The organism is Amycolatopsis sp. NPDC028719 (assembly GCF_055565395.1).
The window spans coordinates 1,170,868-1,187,673 of the sequence record NZ_JBVHUL010000002.1; the positions used below are offsets into that span (position 1 = coordinate 1,170,868).

A 16,806-nucleotide genomic window follows, 5' to 3' on the forward strand; every position below is an offset into this window, starting at 1 on the left:
TCACGCGATGTCCACGAACAGCGTCAGGTCGTCGCCGACGCGGATGCGGCAGTCCGGCCCGAAGGAGCACGAGGACTCCCGTTCCTCGAAGACGGCCGGCCCGGTGAGTTCCGTGCCCGGCCGCAGCCGGTAGCGGTCCCAGACGGTGGCCCGCAGCCGGCCGTGACCGGGGAAGTGCACGTCCCGCTCCCCGCGCCGGGGGTCGCCTTCGGCGGGCGCGCATCCCAGCTCGACGTCGTGGCCGGGCAGCTGGGCGGAAAGGCGCCAGCCGACCACCTCCACCGGCCCGTCGAGGGTCCGCCCGAAGGCCGCGCGGTACGCCTCTTCGAACGCCTCCCGGAGGCGGCCGTCCGCGGGCACTTCGACCTCGATCTCCGAGCCTTGGCCCAGGTAGCGCAGGTCGGCCGAACGCTTCAGCCGGACGCCGTCCGCGGTGCCCAGCACGGCGGTGGCCTGCCCGGCCAGCTCGTCGTACAGGACGTCCACGCCGTCCCAGTCCACTTCGGACAGTGGCGACGGCAGGCTGCGCGACAGGTCCACCGTCGGCGCGGCGACGAGGAACCCGTAGGCGGACATCACCCCGGCGCGCATCGGGACGATCACCCGCCCGATCTTCAGCTGCTTCGCCAGGCCGTAGGCGTGCACCGGGCCCGCACCGCCGAACGCCACCAGCGCGAACCCGGCGGGGTCGCGGCCGTGCTCGGCCAGGTGCATCCGGGCGGCGGCGGCCATGCTCGCGGTGGCCACCTCGACGATGCCCGCGGCCGCGCCGGTCTCGTCCAGGCCCAGCGGGTCACCCACCTCCCGGGCGAGAGCCTTGCACACCTCGGCGGTGCGCAGCCGCAGTTCGCCACCGAGGAAGGCGTCCGGGTCGATGCAGCCGAGCACGAGGTCGGCGTCCGTGACCGTCGGCTGCTCGCCGCCGCGGCCGTAGGCGACCGGCCCGGGCACCGAGCCGGCACTGCGCGGGCCGACCTTGAGCAGGCCGAGCGAGTCCGGCGCGGCGATCGAGCCGCCGCCCGAGCCGATCTCGATCAGGTCCACGACGGTCAGCTTCACCGGCAGTCCCGAGCCCGGCTTGAACTTGTCGACGCGGCCCGCTTCGAAGTCGTGCTTGCGCCGCGGTTCGCCGCCGCTGACGAGGGCGATCTTGGCCGTGGTGCCGCCCATGTCGAACGACAGGACGTCCGGTTCGCCGGCCCGGCGGGCCACCGCGGCGGCGGCGATCGCGCCGGCCGCGGGCCCGGATTCGAGCAGGCGGACGGGGAACTCCTTGGCGTCGGCCAGGGTGGTGACGCCGCCGCCGGAAAGCATGACGTGCAGCGGCGCGTCGATCCCCAGCGCGGCCAGGTCGTCCCGCAAGGCGTCGAGGTAGTGCGCCACCAGCGGCTGGACGTAGGCGTTGAGGCACGCCGTGCTCGCGCGCTCGTACTCGCCGAGCACCGGGGTCACCGCGCTGGAGAGCGTCACCGGCAGGTCCGGGTGGGCCCGCGCGAGCAGGTCCCGGACCCGTCGTTCGTGCCGGTCGTCGCGGTAGGAGTGCAGCAAAGCCACGGCCACCGCTTCGACGCCGTGCGTGAGCAGGTCCCGCACCTGGGCCAGCACGGCGTCGTCGTCGAGGGGTGCCAGCTCGGTGCCGTCGGCGGTGAGCCGGCCCGGTACCCCTCGGCACAGGTGCCGGGGGACGAGCGGCGCCGCCGGGCGGGCGTGGAGGTCGGTCGTGTCGAACCGGATCTCCCGGGCCAGCTCCAGGGTGTCCGCGAACCCTTCGGTGGTGAGCAGCCCGACGACGGCGCCGGTGCGTTCGAGCAGCGTGTTCGTCACCAGTGTCGTGCCGTGCACGACCCCGGCCACGGCGCCCGGCGGCGTGCCGGTCTCCGCGAGGAGCCGGGTGATGCCCGCGGTGATCGCGTCGTGCGGCGCGTGCGGGGTGGTCGGCAGCTTGCCGGGCCAGGTCAGGCCGCGGGCGGGGTCGTGCAGCAGCAGGTCGGTGAACGTGCCCCCGACGTCCACGCCGATCCGGACGGTGCGGCTCATCGGCCCGCCTCCGGTTCGCCGAACCCGCCGCCGCCGGCGAACGAGATGACGACCGAAGCGCCGGGCGCCAGCTGCGAGATCGACTTCAGCGGCACGCGTTCGCCGGTGTCCAGCACGGCTTGGGCCGGCGCCCCGGCCCCGCCGCCCGCGACCCCCAGCGCCGGGTGCCGTTCGCGGTCGCCGAGCAGCACCATCTGCACCGGGCGGCTCGTCGGGTTGTGCACCTCGACGTCCTGCCCGAGGCCGCCCCGCCGTCGTCCCGGGCCGCCCGACCCGGCCCGCAGCTCCTTGCGGACGAACCGCAGGGGCGACGCGGCTTCGAGGGCCTCGACGCTTCCGCTGCCGGAGTTGGTCGGGAACGCCGTCGCCGAGAGGCCGTCCTCGTGCTTCGACGCGCCCATGCCGGCGTTGGCGAAGAGCATCTGCGCGAAGGGACGGCCGGCGTCGTCGACCCCGGCGAACCGGACGCGCAGGGCGGGCGCTCCCCCGCTGTCGGCGATGACGCGGTCCGGCAGCACCGGCGCGAGCGCGCGGTAGATCGCGCAGGAGAGCAGGTGCCCGGTCAGGTGCCGCGCGACGACCGGCGCCGGGAACACCGGGTTGACGATCGTGCCCTCGGGCGCGGTCACGGTGATCGCCCGGTAGGAACCCCAGTTGGTGCGCGTGGCCGGGTCGAGCAGGATCTTCAGCGGGTACACCGAGTACGCGCGGGTGTAGTTCAGCGTGGAGTTGGTCGGGAACGGGACCTGCGGGGACGTCCCGGTGTAGTCGATCCCGATCGCGTCGCCGTCGATCGTGACCGCGCACTCGATGTGCGTCGGGTGGCCTTCGACGCCGTCCGCGTCGACCCCCGCCCGGTACACGCCGTCGGGCAGCTCGCGGATCGCCGCGCGCATCGCGCCCTCGGTCATCGCGTGCACCTGGTCGGCGAAGGCCTCGAAGTCCGGCTCGCCGAAGTCCTCGAGGAACTCCCGGGCGCGCCGGCGGCCCACCGCGTGCGCGGCCGCCTGCGCTTCCAGATCGCCCCACAGCTGGTCGGCGAGGCGGACGTTGGCCAGCAGGAGGTCCCGGACGCCGGGCTCGACCCGGCCGGCGCGGAACAGCCGCAGCGGCGGGATCAGGATGCCTTCCGACATCAGCTCCGTGGCGCCGAGCGACGGCGTGCCGCCGATGTCGGGCGAGTGCGCGGCGGTGCCGGTGAAGGCGACGAGCTCGCCGCGGTGGAAGACCGGCGCGAGCATCGCGATGTCGGGCAGGTGCCCGGTCGCGATCCACGGGTCGTTGGTGACGACGGCGTCGCCGTCCTCCCACTCCTCGACCGGAAAACGCCGCAGCACCAGGGAAGTCAGGGAGCTCATCAAGGCCGCGAAGCCGGGGATCCCGGCCCGCGACTCGGCCATCGTGCGGCCGCGGTGGTCCATCAGGACGACCGTGTAGTCGTTGGACTCGCGGATGATCGTCGAGAACGCCGTGCGCAGCATCGTCGAGGCGGCCTCGTCGGTCGCGGCGGCGAGCCGGTCCCAGCGGACCTCCAGGCCGATCGGGTCGAAGCCGCTCATGCCGGCACCCGCTCCCCGACCGCGATCCGCCCGGCGATCGCCGTGCCGAGGCCCTCGGTCGTCCCCGGGCCGCCGAGGTCGGGGGTGAGCACGGCCGGCTGCTCGTCGAGCACGCTCTCGATCGCGGCGACGATCCGCGCGGCGGCTTCCGGTTCGCCCAGGTGGTCGAGCATCATCGCGCCGCTCCAGATCTGCCCGACGGGGTTGGCGATCCCCCGCCCGGCGATGTCGGGGGCCGATCCGTGGACCGGCTCGAACAGGCTCGGCCAGGTGCGGTCCGGGTTGATGTTGGCGCTCGGGGCGATCCCGATCGTGCCGGTGCACGCGGGCCCGAGGTCGGAGAGGATGTCACCGAAGAGGTTGCTGGCCACGACGACGTCGTAGTTCCCGGGGCTCAGCACGAACTTGGCCGCCAGGATGTCGATGTGGTCCTTGTCCGCGGTGACGTCCGGGTACCGGACCGCCATCGCGGCCGCCCGCTCGTCCCAGTAGGGCATCGAAATGGCGATGCCGTTGCTCTTGGTCGCCCACGTCAGGTGCTTGCGCGGCCGCGCGGCGGCGAGGTCGAAGGCGTAACGCAGCACGCGGTCCACGCCGGTGCGGGTCATCACCGTCTCCTGCAGCACGGTCTCCCGGTCGGTGCCCTCGAAGATGCGGCCGCCGATGCTGGAGTACTCGCCCTCGGTGTTCTCCCGGACGACGAGGAAGTCGATGTCGCCCGGCCCGTGGTCGCGCAGCGGGGCGCGCACGCCGCGCAGCAGCCGGACCGGCCGCAGGTTGACGTACTGGTCGAATCCGCGGCGGAACTTCAGCAGGCTGCCCCACAGCGACACGTGGTCGGGGACGACCTCCGGCCACCCGACCGCGCCGAAGAAGATCGCGTCGAAGCCGGCGAGCACCTCCGGCCAGTCCGGGGGCAGCATTTCGCCGTGCTCCAGCCAGTAGCCGGCGGAGGCGAAGCCGAATTCGGTGGTCTCGAGCTCGAAGCCGTGGACATCGGCCGCGGCGCGCAGGCAGCGCAGTCCTTCCGGGACGACCTCACGCCCGATGCCGTCGCCGGGGATGACCGCGATGCGGTAGCGGTGCTGCACTGGACGCTCCTCGCCGTGGGGGTCCCTCCACTGTGGGCGGCGGCCGGGCGCTCGGGCAAGATCGCCGGCGGCAACCTATCCTTTCCGCCATGGAAAGACTGGACGACCTCGGCTTCTTTCACGTGGTCGCTGTCAGCGAGACGCTCACGGCCGCCGCGCGCGAACTGGGCGTCTCGCTGCCGGTGGTCAGCAAGCGCCTGAAGGCACTGGAACAGCGGCTCGACGTGCGCCTGGTGCACCGCGGCGCGCGCCGGCTCGCGCTCACCTCCGAAGGCCGGCTCTACGCCTCGCGCGTCGAGGCGATCCTGGATCAGGTGCGCGAGCTCGACGACCTGGTCAGCCACCGCTCCGGCGACCTGCGGGGCTCGATCGTCGTCCAGGCGACCCTCGGGCTCGGCCGTGCCCACGTCGCGCCGCTCGTCGGCGAGTTCACCGCGCTGCACCCGCGGGTGCGGATCCGGCTCCACACGTCGGCGCTGCCCCTGCGGCCGCACCGGCGCGAGTTCGACCTGGCCGTGCACGTCGGCGCGCCGCCGGACTCGACGCTGCGGATGCGCCGGCTGGCGCGCAACCGCCGCGTGCCGTGCGCCGCACCGTCCTACCTGGACCGCCGGGGCCGCCCCGAGCGGGTCGAGGACCTGGCCGGCCACGACTGCATCGTGCTGCGGGAGAACGAGGGCGACTTCGCCCTGTGGCGGTTCGGCAGCACCGCGCACCCGCGCCAGGTGCGGGTGCGCGGCAGCCTGTCGAGCGACGACGGCGACATCGTCACGGACTGGGCGCTGCAGGGCCGCGGGATCGTCATGCGCTCGGAATGGCAGGTCCGGACCCACCTGGACAGCGGCGCCCTGGTGCGGGTGCTCCCCGGCGTGCCGACGCCGCCCGCCGACATCTACGCCCTGCTGGCCGACGACGTCCACGTGCCGCGGCGGACGAGCGAGCTGATCGGGCACCTGGCCGCCCGGCTGCCGGAACGGCTCGCTTTCCCGTCGCCGCAAGGTGTTTGACATCGGGAGCGGCCGGCGCCGACCCGTCCGCCAAGACTCTCGGCCGCGCCGATGAGGTGAATGACCCATTCACCTCGCCCGACGACATGAATGACTCATTCCTGTCATCACGCGACCCACCGCCCGTGTCGGTCGGGTACGCCGGGCCGGAGCACCCTGCCGGGCGGCGAAACGCCCGGCGCCGGCGCGGGCCCGCACGCCGGCGAAGCGGTGCTACCCGCGGTGACCGAGTTCCTGCCGGCGAGCCGCCAGTAGTTCGCCGACCTCCGCGCGCGACGGGCTCGTCGCCGGGCCGTAGCGCCGGACGGCGATCGCGGCGGCCGCGTTCGCGCGTTCGGCCGCGACGAGGAGCGGCTCCCCGTGCAACAGCTCCGCCGCCAGCACCCCGGTATGGGCGTCCCCTGCGCCGTTGGTGTCCACCGGGTCGACCGGGAACCCCGGGACGCGCACGGTCACCCCGTTCTCCACGACGTCGCAGCCCGCCGCGCCGACGCGCGTGACCCGCACGGGCACGGCCCCGACACCGTCCACAGTGGACATCGCGGCGGCTTCGGCGGCGTTGCACGAGAGGATGTCGACGTGTGGCAGCACCGCCCGCCAGACACGCGGGGCGACGTCGGCCGCGAGCGGGCCGGGGTCCAGCAGCACCCGGTGGTCCGCCACCGACGGAAGCCACTCGAGCAGCGCGTCCCGGTTGGACTCCCGGAGGAGGCTGTACCCGCTGACGTACACCAGATCCTCGGGCGACAGGCGCACCCGGCGCAGGTGCTCGGCCGTGAGCGTCCCTTCGGCGCCGGTCTCGGTGATGAAGGTCCGCTCGCCGGCCGCGTCGACCAGGACGACGCACACGCCCGTGTCCGAGCCGGCCGGGAGCTGGACGAGCTCGATCCCTTCGGCGGCCAGGGCTTCCCGGACCAGGTCGCCGGACCGCCCGGTCCCGTGCTCCCCCGCGTAGACGACGGCCGCGCCGGCGCGGGCCGCGGCGGCCATCACGTTGAACCCGCCGCCCGCGGTGAAGCGGACGTCCGAGGCGAGCACGTCACCGCCCGGGGGCGGCAGCGCCTCGACCCGCATCACGAGGTCGACGACGGCCTGCCCGGTGTGGACGAGCCGGCCGGTCATCGCCGGATCCTCGCACCGCCGAGCGCGGCGTACAACCCGGCGCCCACGGCGAAGGTGACGACCCAGCCGAGGCCGTTGGTGCCGAGCCAGGTACCGGCGAGGGGCCCGGTGAACCAGGCGTCGTCGCCGGTGCCGGCCGTCGTGAACAGGTAGCCCGCGACGATGGCCGCGGCCCAGGCCACCAGGGCGCGGGGTTCGCAGCCCGCGCGGTACCAGTACGCGCTCGTGCGGTGCATGTCCATCAGCGCCGCCGGGTCGTAGTCGCGCCGGCGCACCATGTCGACGAGGAACACCCCGACCCACGCCGTGATCGGCACCGCCAGCAGGCTGATGAACGCGATGAACGGGCCGTAGAAGCCGTCGGCCACGAGCATGAAGTACAGCGAACCGAGGAACGTCACGACGATGTCGACGACCACGGCGTACACGCGCTTGAGCCGGATGCCCAAAGTCAGCGTGGTGAGGCCGGCGGAGTACACGGACAGGTGATTCGAGAGCAGCAGCCCGCCGAACGCGGCGATCAGGTACGGCACCGCCATCCAGCTCGGCAGCAGCTCGCGGATGGCCGCGACCGGGTCACCCGCCGAAGCGAGCGAGGGGTCGTCGGCCGAGACCAGGCTGCCGAGCGAGATGAGCAGCACCAGCGGGATCCCCGCGCCCGCCGCGGCGGAGGCGACGAGCGAGCCCGCCCGCACGGTGGGCGACTGGTAGCGCGACATGTCGGCGGACGCGTTGGCCCAGCCGATCCCCGTCCCGGCGGCGATGGTGCCGACGCCGGCGATCATCGCGCCGACCGGCGCCGGCGACGCGGCGAACACCTGGCCCCAGTGGATCCGGGTGACCAGGCTGACCGCGACGACCACGTTGAGCGCACCGAAGATCCAGGTCGACCAGCGCTGCACCGCCACCAGGACCGCGTGGCCGAGCCCGGAGACCGTCACCGTGAGCAGGACGAACAGCGCCACGCCGGCGATCGTCAGCACCGGGGACGCCTTGGCGTCCGCGTTCGCGCCGAACAGGATCGCGCACAGGGAGAGGAACGCGAACGCCGCGGTCGTCGTGTTGACCGTCTCCCAGCCGAGCCGGGACACCAGCGAGACCACGGTCGGCCCGATGTTGCCCCGGACGCCGAACACCGCGCGCGACAACGTGAGCCCGGGCGCGCCACCGCGCCGGCCGGCGATCGAGACGACGCCGACGACCGCGAACGACCCGGCGGCGCCGAGCACCGCGACGATGGCCGCCTGCCAGAACGCCAGGTGCTGCACCGCGACCAGGGTCGCGCCGAGCGGCAGCCCCAGGATGCTGATGTTCGCGGCGAACCACACCCAGAACAGCTGCATCGGGTGCCCGTGGCGCTCGCCCGCGGGCACGGGTTCGATGCCGCGGGTCTCCAGCGCTCCCGTCCGCCGCGCGCTAGTCACCGTGTCCGCGGCGTCCGGGCCGGGGACCTGAGCTGAATCGACCATCGTTACCTCGCACCTGCAGGAGGCCGTCCACGATGACGGCCAGATCGAGCCGGTTGACCGCGCGCACCTTATCGACCAGGCCGGCGGGCAGTCCGGAAATCCCGTGGTGTGCGCCGAGGATCGCCCCGCACACGGCTGCCACGGTGTCGGTGTCGCCGCCGATCCCGGCGGCGAGGGTCAGGGCCGCCACCGGGTCGTCGCCGAGTGCTTCGGCGAGCGCGAACGCGGCGACCACGGATTCCTGCGCGGCGACCGACGTCCCGATGACCCGGGTGAGCGCGTCGGCCAGCGCGGCGCGGTCCAGGCCCCGCACCCAGCCCCGCGCCCAGGCGATGCGGGCCGCGATGTCCCCGCCGGCGATCCAGTGGCCGCGCTGCGCACCCTCGGCGGCGGCGCGTTCGGCTTCCCCGAGGGAAGTCCCGAGGTCGGCACCGTCCACGCCGGACGAGACGGCGGCGGCGACCGCGGCGGCCGCGGCGATCCCCAGGCCGGTGTTGTGCGTGACCCGGCTCGCGGCGACGACGGCGTCGAGGAAGCCTTCGCCCAGCGGAGTGGCGATGCCGATGGGGGTGATCCGCATGGCGGCACCGTTGGTGGCCCCGTCCCGGCCGGCTTCCTCGGCGGCGGCACCCGCGTCGAGGCGGTCGAGGGCCCGCCGGGTCGAGGGGCCGAGCAGGTCGAGCGACCCGCGGCGGATCATGTCCGCCTCCCACTCCCGCAGGGCGGTGGCGAAGGCGTGGGCGTCGATCAGGCCACCGCCGTCGATGGCGAGCCGGGCCACGAGCACGGCCTGTTCGGTGTCATCGGTGACCGACCCGGCCGGCATCCCGGGGGCGATCGGCTGCTCGGCGACGGCGTCGACGAACCCGCTGATCGGCCCGTAGGCCCGCGCGATGGCGGCGCGCGACATCGACTGCGTCGGCATGCCGAGGGCGTCGCCGATGGCGAGACCGTAGAAGGCGCCGAGCGCGCGGTCTCGGACGGAGGACGACCAAGTGGACATGTACAAACATGTACATTCCGAGCGGACGACGTGTCAAGCCTGGTCAGCGTTCAGGCGTGCTCACCGGAGAGAGCCGCCGCGCCGAACGACACGTCGAACCGGTCGCACCAGATGCTCACGCTGGTGTAGCCGGCCAGGTCGGTGCCCGGCGGCAGCGGGTAGTTCTGGTTCCCCTTGTTGCCCTTGAGCTTGCCCGCGTCGAGGTACCGGCCGTCATCGAACAGGGCCCAGCCGTCCTTGCCCGGCTTCACCGGGGCGTCGCTCAGCCAGACGTGTACGTCCGGGCCGCTGCTGGTCACCAGGTTCTCCAGGCGCAGCACGAGCGACCCGTCGGCGGCGCGCAGGATCCGGACGGTGCCGGCGGTCCGGTGCTCGTGGCTGATCAGCTTCCCGGTCGCGACCTCGACCGGCGCCGCGGGCGAAGACGACGGTGCGGGCGGCGGGGACACCGCAGGCGGGGACACCGGCTGGGACTCGGCGGCCTCGGACACGGGCGCGGCGAGCGGCAGGGACTCCTCGACCGTCTCGTCCACCCAAAGCCGCCACGGCTGGAACCAGTACAGGCCCGCCGCGACCGCGACCAGCCCCGTGACCAGGACGCCGGCGACCCGGCGCCGGGTGAGCAGACGGCTCATGCCGTTCTCCTGTCTTCCGCGGTTCGCTCGCCGGCGAGGTACACCCACGACAGCCCGGCGGCGACACCGAGCATCGTGACGACCCCGCGCGGCCAGAAGATGTGACTGTCCAAGAAGGACACGCTCGCGAGCAGGAGGACCACCCCGCCCGGCACCGCCCACCACCCCGCGCGCAGGACCGCCGCCACGGCGATCAGGACGCTGGCCACGAGGAAGCAGGCCGCGCCGACGTGGCCCAGCAGGTCGCCGGCCGTGAACACGGCGCCGACGACCGGGGTGGCGCCGTGCTGGGCGTGGACCACCGTGCCGCCGGCGATCCCCGCGACGGTGTCGAGCCCGCCGTAGAACGCCGCGTACCCGAACGCCGCCACCCACCCGGGCCACCGGAGCCACGGCGGTGCGGAAGCCAGCAGATACCACTGCACCACTGCCAGCAACGGGAACACCGGCAGCAGGATGATGTGCAGTGTGGTCCACCAGGGCGCCGTGGCCGCGTCGAGCTGCGCGGGGTGCACCACGCCGAACCCGGCGAGCAGCAGCCCCGGGACGGCGACGAGGAAACCCCGCGGTGACTTGGACACCGGGCGACCCTAGCGGCGACCGGCCGGGGAACGGGCGGTCCGGCGGATTAGGAAAACCTTACGGCCGGGGCGGCCCGCGCCCCGGCCGTGCGGGTCACCGCACCATGGCGTCGTGGCCCAGGAGGTCGCCGAACACCGACACCGCGCGGTCCACCGCGTCGTCGTCGACGCCCGCGTGGGTCACCGCGCGGATGCGGTCGGTGCCCAGCTCCTCCACCCGGATCCCGCGCCGGCGGGCCGCCTCGATCAGCGTCCGCGTCGTGTAGCGGTCGTCGCGGACCTTGAAGAACACCATGTTCGTCAGCGGCGGCCCCGGGTCCAGCCGGACGCCCGGGATGCGCGACAGGCCGCGGGCCAGGCGCGCCGCACGGGCGTGGTCGTCGGCCAGGCGCTCGGTCATGTCGGTCAGCGCCACGATGCCGCACGCCGCGATCATCCCGGCCTGGCGCATGCCGCCGCCGAGCATCTTGCGCATCCGCCGCGCCGCCGCGATCGTCACGCGGTCGCCCACCAGCACCGAACCGATCGGCGCGCACAACCCCTTCGACAGGCAGATCTGCACCGTGTCCGCGTGCTTGGCCACCTCCGCCGCGCTGACGCCGAGCGCCACCGCCGCGTTGAACAGCCGGGCGCCGTCGAGGTGCAGCGCGACGCCGTGCGAACGGATCAGCCGCGACACCTCGCTGAGGTAGTCCAGCTGCAGGGGCAGCCCGCCGCACCGGTTCTGCGGCGTCTCCAAGCTCAGCACCGCCGGCGGCGCGATCTGCGGATCGCTGCGGTCGACCGCGCACGCCTCGGCGATCGCCGCCGGGTCGATCGTGCCGTCGGGCAGGTTCGGCAGCGGGTCGTAGACGATGCCGCCGCACAGCGACGCGCCACCCGCTTCGTAGACGTACACGTCGGACTCGTGCCCGACGATCGCCTTGCCGCCGCGCGGGCAGTGCGCGAGCAGCGCGGTCAGGTTCGCCATCGTGCCGCTGGGCATCAGGCAGCCGGCCTGCTTGCCGAGCAGCTCGGCGGCGAGCTGCTCCAGCCGGTCCACGGTCGGGTCCTCGCCGTAGACGTCGTCGCCGAGCGGGGCGCGCGCGGCGGCCTCCAGCATCGTGGGCGTCGGCAGGGTGAAGGTGTCGCTGCGCAGCTCGACGTAGGTGTCCTTGGTGGACGGAGTCTCCGGGCGAAGGGTCGCGAGGTCATCGGCGAAAGTGGTCACGAGGGGCTCCTGAAGGTCAGCGGGTGGCCATGCGCTCGCGGAGGCTCCGCGGGCGCATGTCGGTCCAGACGGTGTCGATGTGCGCGAGGCACTCCTCGCGACTGCCGGTGACGCCGGCGCTCAGCCAGCCCGGCGGCAGATCCCGCCCGGCCGGCCAGATCGAGTACTGGTCTTCGTCGTTGCGGACGACGGTGAAGGTCACGGGATGCTCCGGGGGTCGATGAGGGATCGGACGGCGTCGTCGAGGCCGGCTTCGGCCTGGCTCCAGCGCCGGCGGCGTTCCTCGGCCGAGGCGCGGATCCGGGCGAACCCCGTCTCGGCCGCGGTGACGGCGGCGAGCACGGACTCCCGGGCCGGGCCACCGCCGTGGGCCGCGTGCTGGGCGACTTCGGCCGGGTCGAGCGCGGCGAGGACGTGCTCGGGCTGCCCGGCCAGCCGGACGCGGGCGACGTCGTGCAGCTTCACCCCGGCGTCGAGGGCTTCCTTGGCGATGGCGCCGACTTCGTGGTGGGCCTGCCGGAACGGAACCCCGGCGTCGACGAGCCGTTCGGCCAGGTGCGTGGCCGCCGTCTGGCCGTCGACGGCACGCTCGTACATGCGCTCCGGCACCGGCTCGGCGCCCTCGACGACGAGCCGCAGCAGGACGACGGCGTCGGTCGCGGCTTCGAGCGCCGACCACGCCGGGGCGACCGCTTCGGTGCCGACGGCGATCGCGTTGGTGAAGCGCGCGGTGGCCATGGCGCTCGCCGACGCGGTGAACGCGCCGAGCGGGGCGAGCGCCCGGCCCTGGACGTGTTCGAGCAGGAACGGGTTGCGCTTCTGCGGCATCATCGAACTGGACCCGACGACGTCGTCGGCCAGCCGCAGCAGCCCGGCCTCGGCGCTGGTCCACGCCTGCAGGTCGTGCGAGACGCGGCAGAGCAGGACACCGAGGACGGTGGCCGCGGAAAGCTGGCGCAGCACCAGGTCCCGCGACGCGACGGCGTGCAGCGAGTTCGGGATCGGGGTGGCGAAGCCGAGCAGCGCGGTGGTGCGGTGCTGGTCGACCGGCAACGACGTGCCGCCGGCCGCGCCCGCGCCGAGCGGGTTCTGGTCGATCTCCGCCCCGGCCTGCCAGACGCCCTCGACGTCGCGGACGAGCGCGCTCGCGACGCCGGCGAGGTAGTGGCCGTAGGTGATCGGGACGGCGGGCTGGTGGTGGGTGTAGGCGGGCATGGTGACGCCGGCCCAGCGCCGGGCCCGGTCGAGCAGGGCGCGGCCGAGGGCGTCGGACTCGGCGAGCAGGCGTTCGTGCGGTTCGCGCAGCCGCAGCCGGACGACGGTGGCGTTGAGGTCGTTGCGCGAGCGTCCACTGTGGAGGATTCCGCCGACCTCGGCGCCGAGGGTGTCGATGAGGTGGGACTCGTAGGCGAGGTAGCGGCCGCGGGGCGCGGGGACGTCGTGCAGCGGCGCGAAGCCTTGCCACCGCAGGCTTTCGATGCCGCGGAGGAGTTCCCCGGCGCGGGCCCGGTCGACGATGCCGCGTTCGGCGAGCATGACGACGTGGGCGCGGTCGACCTGGCTGATGAGACCGAGCTCGGCGGCGACCGGATCGGGGGCGGGGGCGGTGTCGCGGTCGAAGAGGATTTCCCGGGCCGCGGCGGAGATCGGGCTGCTGAGCCGGCCGGTCCCGCCCGGCGCGGGTGCCGGTCGTGACTGGCAAGCCGGGTCAGAACCCGACTCGGCACTCACGACCCCTGGCTGCGCGATGGTCATCGAGGTGCTCCTTCCGGGGTGTCCGGGTGGGGTGGGGTGGCAGGTCCGGACGCAGTGAATGACTCATTCCTTGCGCCGGATGCCAGGAATGAGTCATTCACTGCATCGCGACGGCTGGTTCCGGCGGGCCCGGCCTGCGCCACCGTGGTGATGAGGAACCGCAGGGTCATCGGGCTTCTCCCTTCGGGGCGGGGACCAGGGCGGCCCGGAGCCGGTCCAGCCCGGCGGCCGCCGCCGCGCGGGCGCCGCGGGGGCGGTCGGCCACCGCGAGGACGTGCCCGGCCCGGTCGCGGTAGTCGCGGGCCGTGCGGACCACCGTGCCGTCGGGCCGGTACAGCCGGGCTTCGGCGACGCCCGGCACCGTCGACGCCTTCGCCGCCGCGTCCCCGGCCGCGACCACCGAGGAGGACGTGGCCGTCAAGAAGCGCAGCGACGCACACGCCCGCCGGGAAGCCCGCAGGTCCGGCGGCAGGCCCAAAACCGCCGCTACCTGCGCCGCCACCAGGTCGACGCCCGTCGACGCGCGGACCAGCTCCGGGATCATGCCGCCCGCCGGGCGCGGGTTGACCTCCATCAGCCACGGGCCGGACGGGGTCAGGCGGATCTCGACGTGGGCCGCGCCGAAACCGAGGCCCAGCGCGGTCACCGCCGCCCGGGCCGTGTCGATCAACGCCGTCTCGTCCGCCGGCGGCAGCGCGGCCGGGACGTCGTGGCCGACCTCGACGAAGAACGGCGCCGGTCCCAGGTGCTTGCGCACCACCGCGACCACGACGTCACCGAACAGCTCGACCGAGTACTCCGGCCCGCTCGCGTACGGCTCCACCAGCACCTGCGCCGGCACCGGCAGCCCGCGTTCGTTGTGCGTCACCGAAAGCAGCGCCGCCGCCTGGGTGGCCACCGCCTCCGGCGTCTCGCACCGCAGCACCCCGACGCTCCCCGACCCTTCGGCCGGCTTGAGCACCACCGGGAATTCGACCGCCGCCGCGACGGCCTCGGAGACCGAGGTCGCCACCGTGCACGGCGTCCCGAGCACCGCCCGCTGGTGCGCCTTGTTCCGGCACTCCGTGACGGCCAAGGGATCCGGCCCGGGCAGGCCGAGCTTCGCCGCGATCCGGGCCGCCACCGGGATGAAGTACTCCGAGCTGCTGGTCACCCCGGCGAGCTCGCCGATGTCCGAATCCAGCACCGCGCACGCGTCCGACGTGTCGCACCGGACGACGCGGACGCCGTCCTCGGCCGCGTACGGGTACCGCGAAGGGTCGGCCGCGGCCAGCACCGGCTCGTACCCCAGCTCCCGGGCCTGCCGCGCGAACAGGCGCCCGGTGCCGGTGGTGTTGCTCTCGACGAGCAGCAGCGTGCCCTTCACGACGCGTCGGCCAGCGAGCGCCGGCCCCAGTTCAGCCAGGTCCACGAGCCGCCCGGCTCGGTCGGCGCGACGACCTCGTACGGCTCGGCCGCCCCCGCGTGCGCGAGCCCCTGCGCGCGCAGCCACTCGTCGGAGTACACCGTGTCCTGGTAGCGGTACCCCTCGTCCGGCAGCAGCGCGACGACGGTGGCGTCCGGGTTCCGGCGCGAGAACCAGTCGGCGACCTTGAAGGACGCGCCGCCGGTCGGGCCCATGAACAGGCAGTGCCGGGCGTACAGGTCCCGCGTCGCGGCGAACGCCTCCGCCGCGCCGATCCAGTGCACCTGGTCGTAGCCGGTGTGCTCGACGTTGGGCGGGACCAGGCTGTTGCCGAGCCCGCGCAGGACGCGGGGGCCGTCGGGCTGGCCGAAGATGGCGCTGCGCTGGGTGTCGACGCCGATGAGCGTCAGGTCCGGGACGAGCATCCGCAGGAACGAGCTCGTGCCCGACGTCGACCCGCCGGAGCCGACCGCGCCGACCAGGCAGTCGGGCACGCCGATCGTCTCGGCGAGCTGCTCGGCCACCAGCGCGTACGACCGCGGGTTGTCCGGATTGCTGTACTGGCCGGGTACCCAGTGGTTCGGGTACTCCGCGCGCAGCTCCTCCAGCCGGTCGAGCCGCGCGCGCTGGAACCCGCCGACCGGGCTCGGCTCCGGGCAGATCTCGACGCGGGCGCCGAGGTGTTCGAGGCGGCGTTTCAACGGCGCGTCGATGGCCGGGTCGCCGACGATCGTGAGCGGGTAGCCGCGCAGCCGGCAGACCATGGCGAGGCCGAGGCCGAAGGTGCCCGAAGACGTCTCGAGCACGGTCGTGCCGGGGCCCACTTCGCCGCGTTCTTCGGCGCGGTCGAGCATGAACCGGGCGGGCAGCAGCTTCATCAGGCCGAAGGCCGCGACGTGGAAGTTCGGCCGGATGCGGATGATCCGGGGCAGCTCGGTCGCCTCCACGACGGACCGGCTCACAGTGTGGCTGACGGGGGCGGCAAGGGTCATCGGACTCACCTCTCGGTTTCGAACTGCCAGGTCTCGGTCACGCCCAGGGCGGCCAGCCGCGCGGCGGCGAACTCCAGCCGGGCCGGGGTTTCGGGGTCGCCCGCGTCGAAGAGCAGGCCGGCGACGTCGCCGCTGTGCGCCACCTGGACGCCGGTGGCCCCGGCCGCGCGGGCGGCGGCGAGCACGTCGTCCAGCCCGGGAATGGGCAGGTGACGCTGGTTGAGCAGGGTGCTGGCGGTGGCGACGCGGCCGAGCAGGCCCGCGTCCCCGTCGCGCACGGCCCGCCGCAGCAGGCCGCGCAACGGCCGGAACGCCTCGATCTCCCACGACGTGTAGCGCGCGGGCGGGAGCTCCAGGGTGTCGACGCCGCGCCCGCCCGGGCTGGTACCGAACCCGAGGACGGCCACCGGCATCAGCTCCCCCAGGTCCTCGATCGGCTCGCCTTCGCGGTGCGCGAAGACCACGGCCCGGCCGCCGTACATCAGCGAGTCGGACGCGGTTTCGGCCTCGACGGCCAGCGCTCCGACCTCGGCGGGCGAGAGCCGGCGGCCGGTCGCGGCGAGGACCGCGCCGATCGCCGACGTCACGTCCGCGGTCGAGGAGCCGAATCCCCGGCACAGCGGGATGTCGCTGGTGATGTCGAGCAGCCCGCCCGGGACCGGGTGCCCGAGCCTCGCCAGGGTGAGGTCGGCGGCGCGGCGGGCCTTGCTGCGCCACGCGGGACGCACGGTCGTGCCGGCATCGTCGGTGGGCAGGAAGGTCGCGCGGGTGCTGTAGAGCGGGCACGGCAGCGTCACCAGGCCGCGGCGGAGCCGGCCATCGGTGACGAACACCCCTTGCAGGATCTCGCCGTGGTGGGCGTCGACGCGGAAGCTGCCCGCGCGCGGGCTGGTAACGGTGGCGGGGGCCGGTGCGGCGACCGCGAGGTCTTCGGTCATGG

The 16,806-nt window shown here is 74.2% G+C and carries 15 protein-coding genes; 1 reads left to right on the plus strand and 14 read right to left on the minus strand.

The features are described from left to right. From ACZ4TR_RS13545 to ACZ4TR_RS13555, 3 genes are read right to left on the minus strand one after another with little or no spacing between them, the layout of a single operon-like run. Entirely contained in the window at positions 1–2,037 is a 2,037-nt protein-coding gene (locus ACZ4TR_RS13545) for a hydantoinase/oxoprolinase family protein (protein WP_465287297.1), read from the minus strand. After that, a complete protein-coding gene (locus ACZ4TR_RS13550) occupies positions 2,034–3,596 on the minus strand; it encodes a hydantoinase B/oxoprolinase family protein (protein WP_465287298.1) in 1,563 nt (520 codons plus the stop codon). Before ACZ4TR_RS13550 ends, ACZ4TR_RS13545 begins: the two co-directional genes overlap by 4 nt. After that, positions 3,593–4,687: a tartrate dehydrogenase gene (locus ACZ4TR_RS13555; protein WP_465287299.1), complete on the minus strand. Its 1,095-nt coding sequence runs from the start codon at positions 4,685–4,687 to the stop codon at positions 3,593–3,595. Before ACZ4TR_RS13555 ends, ACZ4TR_RS13550 begins: the two co-directional genes overlap by 4 nt. A gap of 89 nt (positions 4,688–4,776) precedes the next feature. Between ACZ4TR_RS13555 and ACZ4TR_RS13560 the strand changes: the two genes are divergently transcribed. Then, positions 4,777–5,694, plus strand: a complete 918-nt coding sequence (locus tag ACZ4TR_RS13560; protein WP_465287300.1) for a LysR family transcriptional regulator — start codon at positions 4,777–4,779, stop codon at positions 5,692–5,694. A gap of 213 nt (positions 5,695–5,907) precedes the next feature. Here the strand turns inward: ACZ4TR_RS13560 and ACZ4TR_RS13565 are convergent, their stop codons facing one another. The 11 genes from ACZ4TR_RS13565 to ACZ4TR_RS13615 form a co-directional block, all read right to left on the minus strand. Next, on the minus strand, positions 5,908–6,816 hold the full coding sequence (locus ACZ4TR_RS13565; protein WP_465287301.1) for a PfkB family carbohydrate kinase: 909 nt from the start codon (positions 6,814–6,816) through the stop codon (positions 5,908–5,910). After that, positions 6,813–8,285, minus strand: a complete 1,473-nt coding sequence (locus tag ACZ4TR_RS13570) for a purine-cytosine permease family protein (RefSeq protein ID WP_465287302.1) — start codon at positions 8,283–8,285, stop codon at positions 6,813–6,815. The genes ACZ4TR_RS13565 and ACZ4TR_RS13570 overlap by 4 nt, the downstream gene beginning before the upstream one ends. Further along, the gene (locus tag ACZ4TR_RS13575) at positions 8,233–9,288 is read right to left on the minus strand and encodes an ADP-ribosylglycohydrolase family protein (RefSeq protein ID WP_364522033.1); all 1,056 of its coding nucleotides are present in this window, start codon (positions 9,286–9,288) and stop codon (positions 8,233–8,235) included. The genes ACZ4TR_RS13570 and ACZ4TR_RS13575 overlap by 53 nt, the downstream gene beginning before the upstream one ends. A 50-nt stretch (positions 9,289–9,338) precedes the next feature. Then, positions 9,339–9,923, minus strand: a complete 585-nt coding sequence (locus ACZ4TR_RS13580) for a DM13 domain-containing protein (RefSeq protein ID WP_465287303.1) — start codon at positions 9,921–9,923, stop codon at positions 9,339–9,341. Then, on the minus strand, positions 9,920–10,504 hold the full coding sequence (locus tag ACZ4TR_RS13585; protein ID WP_465287304.1) for a hypothetical protein: 585 nt from the start codon (positions 10,502–10,504) through the stop codon (positions 9,920–9,922). The genes ACZ4TR_RS13580 and ACZ4TR_RS13585 overlap by 4 nt, the downstream gene beginning before the upstream one ends. A 94-nt stretch (positions 10,505–10,598) precedes the next feature. Continuing rightward, positions 10,599–11,714, minus strand: coding sequence for a GntG family PLP-dependent aldolase (locus ACZ4TR_RS13590; RefSeq protein ID WP_364522039.1), 1,116 nt, complete (start codon positions 11,712–11,714; stop codon positions 10,599–10,601). A gap of 16 nt (positions 11,715–11,730) precedes the next feature. Next, positions 11,731–11,916 (minus strand): MbtH family protein, encoded by a 186-nt coding sequence (locus ACZ4TR_RS13595; RefSeq protein ID WP_364522041.1) that lies wholly within the window; start codon positions 11,914–11,916, stop codon positions 11,731–11,733. Then, entirely contained in the window at positions 11,913–13,469 is a 1,557-nt protein-coding gene (locus ACZ4TR_RS13600) for an argininosuccinate lyase (RefSeq protein WP_465287305.1), read from the minus strand. The genes ACZ4TR_RS13595 and ACZ4TR_RS13600 overlap by 4 nt, the downstream gene beginning before the upstream one ends. A 166-nt stretch (positions 13,470–13,635) precedes the next feature. Then, entirely contained in the window at positions 13,636–14,835 is a 1,200-nt protein-coding gene (locus ACZ4TR_RS13605; protein WP_465287307.1) for an ATP-grasp domain-containing protein, read from the minus strand. Further along, a complete protein-coding gene (locus ACZ4TR_RS13610) occupies positions 14,832–15,866 on the minus strand; it encodes a pyridoxal-phosphate dependent enzyme (RefSeq protein WP_465287308.1) in 1,035 nt (344 codons plus the stop codon). The genes ACZ4TR_RS13605 and ACZ4TR_RS13610 overlap by 4 nt, the downstream gene beginning before the upstream one ends. 5 nt (positions 15,867–15,871) lie before the next feature. After that, on the minus strand, positions 15,872–16,804 hold the full coding sequence (locus ACZ4TR_RS13615) for a GHMP family kinase ATP-binding protein (protein ID WP_465287309.1): 933 nt from the start codon (positions 16,802–16,804) through the stop codon (positions 15,872–15,874). Between the last annotated feature and the right edge of the window lie 2 nt (positions 16,805–16,806).